This is a genomic window from Hymenobacter monticola (genome assembly GCF_022811645.1).
Taxonomy (GTDB): domain Bacteria; phylum Bacteroidota; class Bacteroidia; order Cytophagales; family Hymenobacteraceae; genus Hymenobacter; species Hymenobacter monticola.
Genome location: NZ_CP094534.1, coordinates 659,426 through 673,093, shown reverse-complemented (window position 1 = coordinate 673,093; position 13,668 = coordinate 659,426). Strand labels below are relative to the sequence as shown.

Here is a 13,668-nt window from a genome sequence, read left to right as displayed (position 1 = left end):
CCTTCTTTTATTTATTCTGCCCAATCCTATGAGAAGCCCAGCACAGGGTGCGGCTGGTACGGCTCTTCCAGCCGGTTTATCTCTTCGGCGCTGAGCTTTACGCCTACTGCCGCCACAGCGTCTTCGAGGTGGCCGGGCTTGCTGGCGCCCACGATGGGGGCCGTAATGACGGATTTGCTCAGCATCCAGGCCAGCGCAATTTGCGCGTTGGGCAGGCCGTGCTGCTGGGCAATTTCCGTCACGCGGTCGGCCACGGCAAAGTCGTCGTCGCGGCCATAGAGGCTTTTGCCGAAGGCGTCGGTTTTGGCGCGTTCGGTTTCGTTGCGCTCCTTGCCGCGGCCGCCCGTGAGCAGCCCCCGCGCCAGCGGCGACCATGGAATGACGCCTATTTTCTGGTCTTCGCACAGCGGCAGCATCTCGCGCTCCTCCTCGCGGTACACCAGGTTGTAGTGCGGCTGCATGCTCACGAAGCGCGTCCAGTTGTGCTTGTCGGCCAGGTACAGGGCCTGCGCAAACTGCCAGCTGTACATCGACGACGCCCCAATGTAGCGCGCCTTGCCGGCCTTCACCACGTCGTGCAGCGCCTCCAGGGTTTCTTCGATGGGCGTGTTGTAATCCCAGCGGTGAATCTGGTAGAGGTCGACGTAGTCGGTGCCAAGGCGTTTGAGGCTGGCGTCGATGGCACTCATGATGTGCTTGCGCGACAGGCCTTTATCGTTGGGACCTGGGCCCATGGGGTTATAAACCTTGGTAGCCAGCACCACTTCGTCGCGCTTGGCGAAGTCGCGCAGGGCCCGGCCCACCACTTCCTCGCTGGCGCCGTTGCTGTACACGTCGGCCGTGTCGAAGAAGTTGATGCCGAGTTCCAGCGCTTTCTGAATGAAGGGCCGGCTCTGGTCTTCGTTCAGGGCCCAGGGCCAGCGCTCGGTGGGGGTGCCGTAGGTCATTGTGCCCAGGCAAATGCGCGAAACCTGTAGGCCGGTATTGCCCAAACGTAAGTATTCCATAAAAATCAGGGAAAGGAGCTGACCAAGGGCCAGCCGGTGGTTTGTTGGCGGTGAAATCTGATTTCAACTCCAAAATCGTAGGTGAGGTTTTCAACGCAGCTCAGCTTTTCCACGGCTTGGTTGAGTTTTCCAGGTAGCTACTCAATGTGCTATTTATTGGATTATACCTGGGTATTGCATAAAGAATTGTTTGGTCAAAAAATTGGCAAAATTATATCTGTTAAATTTGTATCGATAATTTATTAAAGTGTCTAAATTGGTTTGAATTAAGCTTTATAAAGCGAATTCCTGCTTCTTTCCTCTCTTGTTTATCAAGTAAAATATCGGTTAAATTATACTAGGTCTCTCACATGGCAAATTTCTACCGATTTCGTCGTGCCCTGCGTTTGGCGAGCGCAGGAATAGTTGGGTTTTTTTCATTAACCAGCGCGCTGGCCCAGGTACCAGCCGCCTTGCCCTCGGCGGCCGACACGGTGCGGGCCATGCCCGAGGTGGCGCTCGACGACGTGGTGGTGGCCCCGGCCGCCGTCGATACCAAAGAGTGGCTGCTGCTCAATGCCGACATTCAGACGGAACTGGACGGCGCGGTGCACAACCTCTACAACTTCAAGTTTGACCAGGCCGAGCGGCAGTTTCGGTCGTTGCGACGGCGCTACCCCCAGCACCCCATGCCCTATTTCCTGCTGGGCCTGAGCACGTGGTGGAAAATCATGCCCAGCAACACCTACAACCAGCAGTACGACAAGACCTTCTTCGCCTATATGGACACGGCCACTACGAAGGCCCAGAAGCTCTACGACGCCGACAACAACAACTACGAAGCCAGCTTCTTCCTCTCGGCTGCCTACGGCTTCGATGCCCGCCTGCACGCCGAGCGCCACGACTGGCGCAAGGCCACCGTGAGCAGCAAGCGCGCCCTCACCTACCTGCAGAAAAGCCGCGAGGCCAACGGCCTGAGCCCCGAGTTTGTGTTCGGCGAAGGCTTGTTCAACTACTACGCCGTCTGGATTGCCGAGGAATACCGTTGGCTGCGCCCAGTGCTCTGGTTCTTCCCCAAGGGCAACCGCACCACCGGCCTGGCCCAGCTCGACGACGTGGCCCAACACGGCTTCTATACCGCCGCCGAGGCCCGCTTTTTTCGGATGCGCATTCTGGGTAGCCCGCGCGAGAACAACACGGCGGGCGCCCTCGCCGTTGCCCGCGACCTCACCCGCGACTTTCCCGACAATAGCTGCTTTCAGCGTGCCCGTGCCCAAAACGCCTTTGCCGAAGGCGAACTGACCGAGTGCGAGCGCACCAGCCGCGACATCCTGGCCAAAGTGAATAAAGGCCTGCCCGGCTACGAAGGCTTCAGCGGCCGCGCCGCGGCTTACTACCTGGGCTACGTGGAGCAGCACCGCTACCACAATTTCGCGGCCGCGCAGGATTTCTACCAGCGCTGTATGGTGTTCTCCGAGTCGGTGGGGCAGACCAAGGGCGGCTACTACCTGTTTGCCGCAGCCGGGCTGGGCCGGCTGGCGGCCCAAGCCAGCAACCGGCCCCTCGCGCAACGCTACTTTCAGGTGGTGTTGCAACAGGCCGAGCGCAAATCGGACCTGTACCAGGAAGCCAACCGCTACCTGAAAAAGAATGCGATGGCCCGCAACCCGGCTGCCACCGAAGCAATGGCTTCCAACTAAACCCGGCTTCCGCCGACGCTGCTAAAGGCCCTCTGGCGCAATGCTGGTGGGCCTTTGGTCTTTTTGTGGCCTGCCCGCAGTCGGGCGGAAAACAGAGACTCAACCCTTTGGGCTGCGCTGTCGTTTAAGCCAACGCACAGCCTGTATTTGATTTATGCCGGCTCAACGTTCTCCTAAACATATTCTTCCTATGAAAAAGCAACTCATTTTGGCGCTACTGTTCGTCACGGCGGGCTATTCGGCTAGTGCGCAGTCGAGCACGACAACCACCACTACCCGGCAGACCACGGTAACGCCGGCCACGCCCGCTTATCCGGCCACTCCGGCGCAAGCCCCCGCTTCGTCCACTACCACCGAGTCCACGACCACAACAGTGGAGCCGTCTAATACAACCAGTGTAACTCAGGCTCCGGTCATTCCGAGCGATACCAAGATTAAGGGCAAGCGCAGCGGTAAAACCAAAGTAAAGCCCAAGGACTAGCAGTGAACTGCTGCCTGCGACCATAACCCGGCCGTCATTCTCACGGTCGGGTTTTTTTGTTCTTTTTCGCCAGCTTCAACCATATAAATTATATTACTAATTTGATAAATTACAAGAATTTTCAGTTAATAATATTCAGAAGCAACATAGAATATTTAGAAATTAGGCAAATGGGTGTGGGTGAACTAATCGTTGTAGCAAATAATGTTTTTCAAATAATAAAGAAGATTTTTACTTAAAAGAGGTATATATATTATGTTTTTAGTACATTTATTTCGCAGATGAGTGTTTGTGTGCAGCGAAAGCAAGCATGGTAATCTGCCCGCCACCAACGCAACGCTATGAAATACAACACACCATTTTATTCAATTTCATTGGGCAAACCCGCGTCAGAGGTTTATCATACAAATCCTAAATGCCGGGTAGGGCAGAAAATTGAGCCAGCCGACCGGGTATCCGGTATGGGCGACGGCCGAAGAGAATGCCCCTTTTGTTTCGTGATGGGGCAGTTGCGCACCACCCGGCTGGTCGATATGCCCAACCCGACCAGCTCAGCCGGCCAACTGGCCACCAAGCAGATTTAACGCTGGCAACCGAAGGCGAGCAAGCACTGTTGATAGCATGAGGGCCAGCCCTTGCCAGGAGCAACAGGTATGAAGCCGTAGTTAGGCCGTTTCTTTGCGCTGTTACCGGGCTTTCGGCGGCGCGCTTGCGTGGCTGGGCCGCGGTGCACCGCCTTGCATATGCCGCTACTGGAAGTTGTTGATGCCCGCCTGGCGCGGGAGTTTATTGAATTACCGGCTCGCTTGCACGCCGCCGTGCCCAATTACATTGGCCCCCTCGAAAACGAGGTAGAGGCGGTGTTTGACCCCGCCAAAAACCCGAAGTTCAAAAACGGCGAGTGCGCCCGCTGGGTACTCACCAACGCCGGTGGCCAAACCATCGGCCGGGTGGCCGCCTTCCTGAACCGCGACGCCGTGGACGTGCAAAACGCCGACCTGCCCACCGGCGGCATGGGCTTCTTTGAGTGCATCGACGACCAGGCAGCGGCCAACCAGCTGTTTGAGGCGGCGCGGCAGTGGCTGGCGGCGCGGGGCATGCAGGCCATGGACGGCCCCATCAATTTTGGCGAGCGGGACCGGTTCTGGGGCCTGCTCATCGACGGCTACGACCTGGAGCCCAACTACGGCATGTTCTGGCACCCGGCGTACTACAAGGTGCTGTTTGAGCAATACGGGTTCGAACTGTATTTTAAGCAATACACCTGCTACCGTACCACGGCGGCCGAGCTACACCCCAGCTTTGCCAAGCGGGCCGAGGAGCACGCCGCAACTTACCGCTTCGCCCACGCCCGCAAGCAGGACGCCGAGAAGCTTGCCCAGGATTTTCACCACGTGTATAACCTGGCCTGGGCTAAGCACTCGGGGGTGAAACCCATGACGCTGGACGAGGCCCGTAAGATTGTGAAGGAAATGAAGCCCGTGGTGGACGAGCGCCTGCTCTGGTTTGCCTACCATGGGCAAGAGCCAGTGGCCTTTTTCATCAGCCTGCCCGAGTTGAACCAGATTTTCAAGCACGTGGGCCGGCGGCTGAACTTGGTGGGCAAGCTGCGCTTCCTGTGGGAGCAACGGCACTACATGCAGCGACGCGACAAGAAGCTGTTTGGCATCATTTACGGCGTGGTGCCTGAGCACCAGGGCAAGGGCGTGGACGCGGCCATGTTGGTGTATGCCCGCCAGGCATTCATCGATGCAGGCTATGCCGACATCGAAATGAACTGGATTGGCGACTTCAACCCGCGCATGCTGGTCACCATTCGCTCCATCGGCGCCAAAATTCTGAAGACGCACGCCACCTACCGCTATCTGTTCGACCGGGAGCGGCCGTTTGAGCGGATGCCGATAATTCGCTAAGGCCGGGCCACCGGTGGCTGCGGCAATGGGCGCGGGCTAGTGTTTCCGGGCAAACGAGTAGCCAAGGGAAAGCAAAAACGCGTCGTTTTTGGCATTCCTCTGGTAATCGCCGCGGCCCAGGGATGCGGCGGCGGGCACTGACTTATAGACGTTGCTGATGCCGATGTCGAAGCGCAGGCCTACCGAAAGACCATTGGCGAGCTGGTAGCCGGCGCCCATGGCGAAGCTATAGGTGAGCTTGTTGAACTCCGGTTTGACGTCGTCTTTGGCTTCGTTTTCGGCACTGAGCAGGAGGCTGGCCTGCGGGCCTCCTTCAAAAAACACGCCTCTGGCGCGAAACAGCCCGGATGGCTGATAGCGCAGCAGCACCGGCACGTCGAGGTAGGTAAGGGTACGGTTGCGGGCCGCCTCGGCAAAGTCGGAGCCTTTGCGTGTGTACAGCGCTTCGGGGTGCAGCGAAAGGGTGCTGGCAAGGCGGAAATCGGCCGTCAGACCGGCCTGGTAGCCCAGCTTGTACTTGCTGGAAACGGCCCGGGCGTCGCTGCCCTGAAAGCTGCTGTAGACGCCGCCGGCCTTCGCGCCCACGGCCCACCACGTCTTAGCCGAGGTGGAATCGGCCGGAGCCGGGGGGGCAGGCGTCGCTTCCGTGGTTTGGGCCGCGGCCGCGCTGATGCTGCCAGCCAGCAGCGCCGTTACAAGTAGCGAAGGTTTCATAAGCAAAAACAATGTCGGGGTGCAGTAAGCAACCACAAAGCTAACGCCTGGCCGCGGCTTGCGTGCGTGCGGCAGGGGCCACCTTGCACCCGGCACTATTTTTTTCGCTTAGAAGGGATACCCGATGGCCAGGTTGAAGCGGCCGGTTTTGCTGTCGGGCGTGCCGTAGGGGGCTTGCAAGGGAATGGCGTAGTCGAAACGGATAACGAAGAATTGCACGTCGACGCGCAAGCCTACGCCGGCGCCCACGGCCAGCTCTTTGAGGAAAGTGCTGGGGTTGAACTTGCCGCCGGGTCGGTCGGGGTCTTCGTTGGCCAGCCAGATGTTGCCGGCATCCACGAACACGGCGCCTTTGAGGTAGGGCACCAGGTCCTGGCGGTATTCGAGGTTGCCTTCGAGGCGAATGTCGCCCACCTGGTCGTAGAACTGGTTGAGCGTTTGCTCGCCGGGCGCAGGCTTGTAGGTACCCGGCCCGATGCCGCGCGCCGCGAAAGCCCGGATGCTATTGGGCCCGCCAATGCCGTACTGGCGGGGGTAGGGGAGCACCACCGAGTTGCCGTAGGGCATGCCCACGCCGGCCTGCAAGCGGCCCACAATGCGATTGCCGGAAGCGGGGTTCGGGCTGATGCGGTAGTACTCGCGCAGCTCCAGGTCGAATTTCAGGTACTGGCTGAACTGCTGGCCGCCTACGGTGTAGCCGCGCTCGGGAGGGTTGCGCGTCTGGCCCGTGGAGCCGGCAATGAGGCTGGCCAAGTTGCCGCTGCCTTCCACCTGCCCGCTGAAGTAAATCTGCTGGCGGCGCTGCTCCAGCACCTGCTGGTTGTAGGTGTAGCGGTAGGAGCTGGCCAGGATGAACTGCTGCTCGAAGGCCGTGCGCAGGTAGCGTCGCTCGGCTAGAATCCTGTTGAACGTGTCGGTAGGGGCAAACTGAACGTAGGTGATATCAATCGGCCGGACTTCCTGCTCGTTGGTAATCTTGGTTTTGAAGGTGTAGCCGTAGTTCAGGTTGAAGAAGTTCTGCGAGAAGTAGTTGGCCCGCGTCACCGTGCGGATGCCGGCGCCCAGCGTGGTGCGCGGCTGGAAATCGGAGTTGGGCAGGCGCACATCAAGCAGGGGCAGATTGGGCACCACGAGCCGCGGAAACAGCAGCTGCGCGTTGATGCCGTACTCGTAGCTGGTGAGGCCCAGGGCGCCATTGCCGTTGCCGGTCTGCGTTTCGGTCGATACCACGCCGTTCACCAGCAGCTGCTCACCGCCGCGCAGGGCCGAGCGGTTGCGGAACGATACAGTGAGGCCCGGGCCGGTAAAGCCGTTGCTCTTGCTCACCAGCTGTAGGTCGGCCCGCAGGCTTTTCTTCTTGAGCTGCGTCATGCGCACGTCGGCGTCGAGGCGGGCGCGGCCGGCCGAGTCGCCGGCCGTGGACGGCAAAAAGCGGATTTCTACAAACTTGAACGTGTTCAGGCTCATCAGGCGGCTGATGGTCTGGTCGCGGCGCTTGCGGCGGAACAAGCTGTCCGGGTACAGGAAGGTGGCGTTGGTAATGGCCTTGGCCTTGAACACGTCTTCGTCGGGGTAGTACTCGTATTTCTTGTAGATAATGGGCTGCCGGGTAGTGGTGTCGGTCAGCACATAGTTGGTGTTCAGCTTCACGCGGTCGAGCCAGTAGGGCCGGGTGGCCTTGGTAGGGGCCGATGCCTTCACGCGCAGGTACACGTTGATTTTGTTGTGCAGCGTGCTATCGACCTGAAACAGAATGTAGTCGGGGTTGAAATAGAAATAGCCGGCGTTTTTCAGCTCGTTGTCGATGCGCACCCGCTCATTTGTGAAGGTGTTGAGGTTGTAGGCATCGCCCACCTTCAGCAGCGTACGCGGCTGGGTGGCGCGAATGTCCTTGTCAACCAGCGTGTCGCGGTCGGGGAAATGGATTTCCTGGATGGTGTACACCTCACCCGTAGTGGCGGTGTAGTTCACCTGGGCGGTTTTCTCCTGTGTTTTTACCTCGTTGGTCACCACCCCCTTGAAGAAGCCGTTGTTGTAGAGACGGTTGGTGATGAGGCCGCTGGTGGCCTTGATTTTTACATCTTTCAGCAGCACCGGCGGCTCGCCAAACTTGTCGGCGAGGAACTTACCCAGGCCCTTTTTCTTGCCCTGGCCGCGGCCCCAGAAATACAGTTTGGGCCGCATGCCTAGAATGGAGCCGTTGGGCTTGGGCGTGATGACGGACTCGAGCTCGGTTTGCAGCGCGCTCTGGTTCGGCAGCTTCTCGGGCGACTTGATGATGACCTTGCTGCCCGTGTACAGCTTCTGACCCTCGGGCACATACTTCAGGCCCGAGCAAGCGGAGAGCGCCAGCAACACAGCGAAAAGCAGTGGAAACGGCTTCATAAGCAATTTCAGACCGCCCGTACCCGAGTCTCTGTTAGTCATATCGTATTCTCCATTCCTCATTCTTCGTTGCGCTATTTTTTAGGCGTCCGCGTGGTATCCACCCGGGCCGAGGGCTGGTTCTGCACCGAGTCCTTTTCGGCCTTCTTTTCCGCTTTGGCTTCCTTCTTGTCGGCCCGGCGTTCAGCCTTAATGTCCTTGGGCACCTTCGAAAACAGTTCTTTCAAGTCCTGGTAGTCGCGCTGGAACACCAGGCCCGCGCCGGTCCGGATAATCTGCCCGTCGATGTCCTCGTAGCTGTTTTGGCGGAACACGCGCACGCGCAGGCGCCCATCGGCCAGCACACGGTACTCGATGCTCACGTCGCCGGCCAGGTTGCTGGCGCTGTTTTGGCCGCGGGTGGCCTGGGTGCCCGTGCCGCCGCTCAGGTTGATGTCGGTGCCCACGCGCACGGTGAGGCGGTTGTTGAGCAGCTGGCGGCGCAGGCCCACGTTCAGGTCGGTGCGGCTGCCCTGGCTGCCGTCGGCGCCGTAGGCGGCCTGGTTGGTCACGCCCAGGTCGAGGCCCAGGCCCGAGAGGTACTTGTCGGTGAGATTGGTGAGCTGGTCGGTGAGCACGGCGCTGGCGCTGCCGCGCAGCTGCGAAGCGACGATGCCTTCGCCGCTGCTGGTCTGGAAGGGGTTTTGGGCCACAAACCGGCCGAGAATCAGCAGCGAAAACACCTGCTTGCTCAGTTCCGAGGTTTGGTTGGGCTGGCGCAGTTGGGCGAGCTTGGCCTCCACCTGCCCGCCGAGGGCGCCGCGCTGGTTTTCGGGCAGCGTGATGTCGAAGCCGATGGTGGGCTTGCTGAGTTGGTCGGTCACCTTCAGCAGCACGTTAAACGGCAGGCGGTTGCGCGATACCGTGGCGCTGGTCAGGTCGTCGGTGCCCTGGCCAGCCAGCAGTTCGGCCGGCGCGGCCTGCACCTTGTAGATGGCCGTGAGGTCGAGCGTGGCGTTGTAGGGGTCGCCGTCCCAGGTGATGGACGAGCCGCGGCTCAGCAGGAAATCGCGCGAAGCCAGGCTGTAGAGCGACATGTGGTACTGCCCACGCGCCACGTCCAGCCGGCCGCTGAGCGAGATGGTGCCGTCGGGGGCAATGTTGGTGTTGAGCGTGCCGGCAGCACGCACGCGCAAGTTGTCCCCACTCACCGGGTCGATAACGATGGTGAAGGGCGTGCGGTCGGTGATGGTGACCACGGCCGTGATGTCATAGCCCGTGGCATTCACTTTGGTGGTGTCGAGGGCCACTTTGCGAGCCAGCATGGTATCGAGCGGGGCACTCTTGTCGATAAATTCGACGATGCCGGTGCGCTCCTGCGTGGTGGGCGTGGCGGCCGGCGACTCCACCGTGAGGTTGGAGCCATTGGCCACCGTTACGCGGGTATCGATTTTAATGAGCTCGACCGGCCCGGTCAGGCGCGTTTCCGAATCGAGCACCAAGCGGCCGTAGAACAGCTCGTTGTTTTCGCGGGTGCTGCGCACGGCCAGGAAGTTGTTGGTCGTGGCCCGCATGTCGAAGGAGTAGTTCACGAAGTCCTTGCTCAACAGGTAGCCGTTGATGACGGCCTTGTTCGAGGCCGAATCCAGCACCGTGAAGTTGTTGAAGGCAATGCCCCGGTCATCGAACGTGAGCGCCTGGTTGGGCAGCCGGAACGGTGAGCCCAGCTGCGGCACGATGAAACCGGCATCATCGGAAGTATTGAGCGTGCCCCGCACCACCGGCGCAGCGGGCGCGCCCGTCACCGTCAGTTGCCCGCGGATGTAGCCCGTGGCGCTGCGCACCTGCCCCACCGAGAAGGGCTCCACCAGTTTCAGGTTGAGGCGGTTGGCGTCCACGGTAAGGTTGAGCGGGGTGGCGCTGCTGGCCAGGTAAGTGCCCGTCACGTGCACATCATTGCCTGCGCCGCCCACGGTGCCGGCCGCGCCGCCGGTCAGGCGTGCGTCGATGTCGTAACGGCTGGGGGCGGGGTTGGTGGCGCGCAAGGCAATGTCGCCAATGGAGGCCTTCTGGAACACCAGGTTTTTGATGGTGGCATCGGCCGTGAAAGCTTGGTTGGGCTTGCCCAGGTTGTCGATGCGGGCCGTGCCGTTGAGCTGCCCGGCCACCAGCGAATCCTGCTGCTGCACAATCTTGACCAGCTCAGCCAGCTCGAAATTGGTGAACGTAACGCCCAGCGGCGAGGTAGGCACCTGCGGGTTCTGGCTTTGCAGGGCCAGGGTGCTGCGGCCGTTGGTCAGGTTCAACCCATCGGCCACCACGGCGCCGCTGGGGTAGTAGCGCACGAAGTTGTTGGCGCCGGCCGTCCAGTTCTCGTAGTTTATAACCTGCTCGGGCGCCGCCTGAAACTCATACACCACGCTGCTATTTTTCCCGCTGCCCTGGGCCAACGCCTGCAAAGTGCCGGCCACCGCCAGCCGCTCCCGGTTGGCCGAGTCGCCCAGAATGGCCACGCGGCTGAACAGCTTGTTGTTGGCCACGTTGCCCACAATGCTCGGCCGCCGCAGCCGGAGCGTGGTATCCTGCGCGGCCTGGGCCAGGCGCAGGGCATAGTTCAGCTTGCTGGGGTCGGAGTCCACGTTCAGGCGAAGCGAATCAATGCTGTACTGGGTTTTGCCTTTGGGGTCCTGGTACCGAATGACGGGAATGCTGGTGTTGGCCGTGAGGCGGGCCGCCTGCCGCGAGTAGTCGCCGGCCAGCGTGAAGGGCGAAATCCGTTTCAGGCCCGGCACCAGCTTGGTGGCCAGCTTGGGGTCTTTCAGCTTGAGCGAGTACGTGAAATGCCGGTCGGCCGAGCTGGGCACGTACTTCACGCCCGGCACATCGAAGTAGCGGTCGAGGTGCTGCTGCAACTCGGGAGCGATGTCGCCGAGGTGCACGTTGCCGTCGAGGTTCACGTTGGCAATGTCGGAGGTGATGGTGGCCGTGGTGCGGGTGGCCGTCTGCACAATGCGGCCGTTGAGCGAGTCGAGCGCGAAGGGCTGGTTGTCGCGCACTATCACAATCTTCTGGCCGCTGAAGGTGCCGTTCAGCGTATTCAGGCTGGAGCCGCGCAGGTTGGCTTTCAGGTTGCCCTGCACGCGCAGGTCGCCGCCGGTGTAGAAGCCCAGCGCCGTGAGGTTGGCGCCGCGCAGGTTCAGGTTGGTCACCTCGTAGGTGGGGTTGCGCGGGTCGCGCAGGTTCACCACGGCGCTCAGGTCGAGGTTGAGGTTGGGGTCGTTTTTGCTGCTGGCGTTGATGACGTAGCGGTTGCGGTCAAGGTCCACCGTCGCGGCCACTCCTTTATAAGTGTAGCCGTTGTAGCGGGCGCTCTGCACGTTGGCGCGCACCTGGCCCACCAGCGTGCCGGGGTCCTGCAGGTTGCCCGTGGCGTTGATGCGGCCCGTGGCCGTGACGCGCCCAATCGTGGGGTCCTTCAGCAGCTTGCCAAAATCGAACCCGCCAATGGCAAACGTGCCCACCAGCGGCTGCCGCCCATTGGCCTGCTTGCGGCCGAGGTTGCCGCTGAAGGCCAGGTTGCCGTAGCTGGTGCGGGCCGTGAGGTCGGTGTTGAATTGCAGCGTGGTGGGGTAGCCCTTGAAGGTGCCGCTCACCGCGAAGGTGGGCGGAATGCTGATGTTGTTGGGGATGCTGCCCTTCGGCGCGAGGCTCAGCACATCGGCCCGCGATGAGCTGAACTGCCGCAGGTTCGCATCGACGTACAGCCGGCCGTCCACCTCCGGCAGGCCGGTGATGCGGATGCGGGGCGCTTTCACAATGGTGTTGCGCAAGCCCACAAACTCGAAGTTGCGAATCGTCAGGTCGCCCACGCGCCCGACCACTTGCCCATTCAGCAGCACCGACTGGTTCGGGCCAGTATTGAAGGGCGAGGTGCCGGCCAGGTCCGGCGCCAGGTACAGAATGTCGCGGAAGCCCAGCCGCACGTCGTGCAGGTCGCCCTCAATCTTCAGATTCGGCAGGTTCTTGGTGTCGCCCAGCGCTGCCAGGCTTTCGTAGCCGATGGCCAGCGTGCGCCGAATGCGGGTGTGCGGCGTCACCAAATCGAGGCTGTCGAGGCGAATCTGCACCGAGTCGTAGACCACGTTAGCCTGCCACTTATCCACCCGAAAGCCGCTTTTCTCTTGGCCGGCCAGGTTATCGACGCGCCCAGTGGTGCGGTTTTCGGAATAGCGCAGGTTGCGCGTGTTCAGCACGAGGTTGCTGAAGTCGAGGTGGTTGTAATCGAGCGCCGGGATGCGGGTGCGCTGCTGCGGCTGGTTAAAGTTGTCGAACTTCACGGCCAGGCCGTTGATGTCGGACTGGTCCAGGTTCACGCGCCAGCCGGGCGAGGCGGCGGTTTGGCCGGTAGCGGCCTTGGCCTTGTCGGTGGCTTCGTCCAGCTTGCGCACGGCCTCGGCGGGGTTCACCACACGCTGCTCCACGGGCACCTGCTCGTTTTGGGCGTAGGCGAAGGTGGTATTTTTGAGGGTGAGCTTGCCCAGGTTCACGCGCTGTCGCTGCAGGTCAATGTCCTTGGCCGTGACGTCGGCCAGGCCGATGTTGGTGTTGATGTACTGCGCCGCCGGCTCGTTCTTATAAGTGAAGCGCACGCTGTCGAGGGTGGCGCGGTTCAGGCCAAACTGCAGGGTCAGCGGCTCGGTCGGGCCAGGGTTTTCCACCTCGGGCGCCGTTTTGGTTTGGGTGATGCTGATGGCCGAGCGGCGCAGGGCCGCGTTATCCACCTTGTAGATGGAGTTGTCCACATCTACCTCGTCCATGTTGGCCGTGAACTCGCCGATGCGCGCCCGGATAGCGGAGCCGGTGACCTGGTCGTCCTGCGTGAAGTAGATGTTGGTAAGCCGGGCTTTGCCGATGTCGTACTTCAAGCCCGAAGCCGTGGTATCGACCGGCGCGGTGGGGTCGGTGAAAGCTTTAACGATAAAATCGTAGTTGTTCACCGAATCGGGTTCGGTGCGGGTTAGGCGCACGCGGCCGTTGTTCAATTCGATATTCGAAACGTTGATTTGCTTGTGCAGCAGGTCCCAGATGGCGACATCGACGCCTAAATGGCCCACCGACAGCAGCGTGTCGTTCTTTTGGTCTTCGAGGTACACGCCGTCGAGGTTGATGGCGTGGCGGAAATCGGTCCGGAACTTGCCAATGCGCACCTCCGTACTGAGCTTATCGCGCAGGTAATTCTCGGCTCTCTTCGCCACAAAGTCCTGTCCGGCATCGAATTGCAGAAATACCACCACTGCAATGACAAGCAGCAGCACGAGGGCAATTAAGCCCAACAATCCGTAAAGGGCACGACGCAGAAAAGTGGACAAAGCAGGACGGGATTAGCAGCTACACGGGGCAAAGCAGCTATTCCAAACGCAAAATCGTACGCCGGGGTTGGACGCGGGCGCCGGGCTTCACTAAGAATGTGGAATGCGAAACGAATAATTCGAGGCAATAAGCTCGTCCGT

At 60.8% G+C, this 13,668-nt stretch carries 8 protein-coding genes; 4 read left to right on the top strand and 4 right to left on the bottom strand.

What is annotated here, in order from left to right; translation table 11 throughout:
- Positions 1-26 precede the first annotated feature (26 nt).
- Positions 27-1,007, bottom strand: coding sequence for an aldo/keto reductase (locus MTP16_RS03035; protein ID WP_243515860.1), 981 nt, complete (start codon positions 1,005-1,007; stop codon positions 27-29).
- Between the two features lie 350 nt (positions 1,008-1,357).
- Here MTP16_RS03035 and MTP16_RS03030 point away from each other — a divergent pair, with 350 nt between their 5' ends.
- From MTP16_RS03030 to MTP16_RS03015, 4 genes are all read left to right on the top strand, one after another.
- Positions 1,358-2,686, top strand: a complete 1,329-nt coding sequence (locus tag MTP16_RS03030; protein WP_243515858.1) for a tol-pal system protein YbgF — start codon at positions 1,358-1,360, stop codon at positions 2,684-2,686.
- A 190-nt stretch (positions 2,687-2,876) separates the two neighbouring features.
- A complete protein-coding gene (locus MTP16_RS03025) occupies positions 2,877-3,167 on the top strand; it encodes a hypothetical protein (protein ID WP_243515856.1) in 291 nt (96 codons plus the stop codon).
- A 341-nt stretch (positions 3,168-3,508) separates the two neighbouring features.
- Positions 3,509-3,751: a hypothetical protein gene (locus MTP16_RS03020; RefSeq protein WP_243515854.1), complete on the top strand. Its 243-nt coding sequence runs from the start codon at positions 3,509-3,511 to the stop codon at positions 3,749-3,751.
- A gap of 159 nt (positions 3,752-3,910) precedes the next feature.
- Positions 3,911-5,080, top strand: coding sequence for a hypothetical protein (locus tag MTP16_RS03015; RefSeq protein ID WP_243515852.1), 1,170 nt, complete (start codon positions 3,911-3,913; stop codon positions 5,078-5,080).
- 36 nt (positions 5,081-5,116) lie between these two features.
- On the opposite strand, the gene MTP16_RS03010 is transcribed toward MTP16_RS03015, so the two are convergent.
- The 3 genes from MTP16_RS03010 to MTP16_RS03000 all read right to left on the bottom strand — a co-directional run bounded on the left by MTP16_RS03010 (position 5,117) and on the right by MTP16_RS03000 (position 13,527).
- Positions 5,117-5,794: a porin family protein gene (locus MTP16_RS03010; protein WP_243515850.1), complete on the bottom strand. Its 678-nt coding sequence runs from the start codon at positions 5,792-5,794 to the stop codon at positions 5,117-5,119.
- Between the two features lie 108 nt (positions 5,795-5,902).
- Positions 5,903-8,152, bottom strand: a complete 2,250-nt coding sequence (gene tamL / locus MTP16_RS03005; RefSeq protein ID WP_243515848.1) for a translocation and assembly module lipoprotein TamL — start codon at positions 8,150-8,152, stop codon at positions 5,903-5,905.
- Positions 8,153-8,253: 101 nt separating this feature from the next.
- Positions 8,254-13,527, bottom strand: coding sequence for a translocation/assembly module TamB domain-containing protein (locus MTP16_RS03000; RefSeq protein ID WP_243515846.1), 5,274 nt, complete (start codon positions 13,525-13,527; stop codon positions 8,254-8,256).
- Positions 13,528-13,668: the final 141 nt, after the last annotated feature.

Bases quoted from the DNA above. Each gene is read 5' to 3' on its own strand.
- MTP16_RS03035 (WP_243515860.1), bottom strand. From the start codon at position 1,007: ATGGAATACTTACGTTTGGGCAATACCGGCCTACAGGTTTCGCGCATT.
- MTP16_RS03025 (WP_243515856.1), top strand. From the start codon at position 2,877: ATGAAAAAGCAACTCATTTTGGCGCTACTGTTCGTCACGGCGGGCTAT.
- MTP16_RS03020 (WP_243515854.1), top strand. From the start codon at position 3,509: ATGAAATACAACACACCATTTTATTCAATTTCATTGGGCAAACCCGCG.
- MTP16_RS03030 (WP_243515858.1), top strand. From the start codon at position 1,358: ATGGCAAATTTCTACCGATTTCGTCGTGCCCTGCGTTTGGCGAGCGCA.
- MTP16_RS03015 (WP_243515852.1), top strand. From the start codon at position 3,911: ATGCCGCTACTGGAAGTTGTTGATGCCCGCCTGGCGCGGGAGTTTATT.
- MTP16_RS03010 (WP_243515850.1), bottom strand. From the start codon at position 5,794: ATGAAACCTTCGCTACTTGTAACGGCGCTGCTGGCTGGCAGCATCAGC.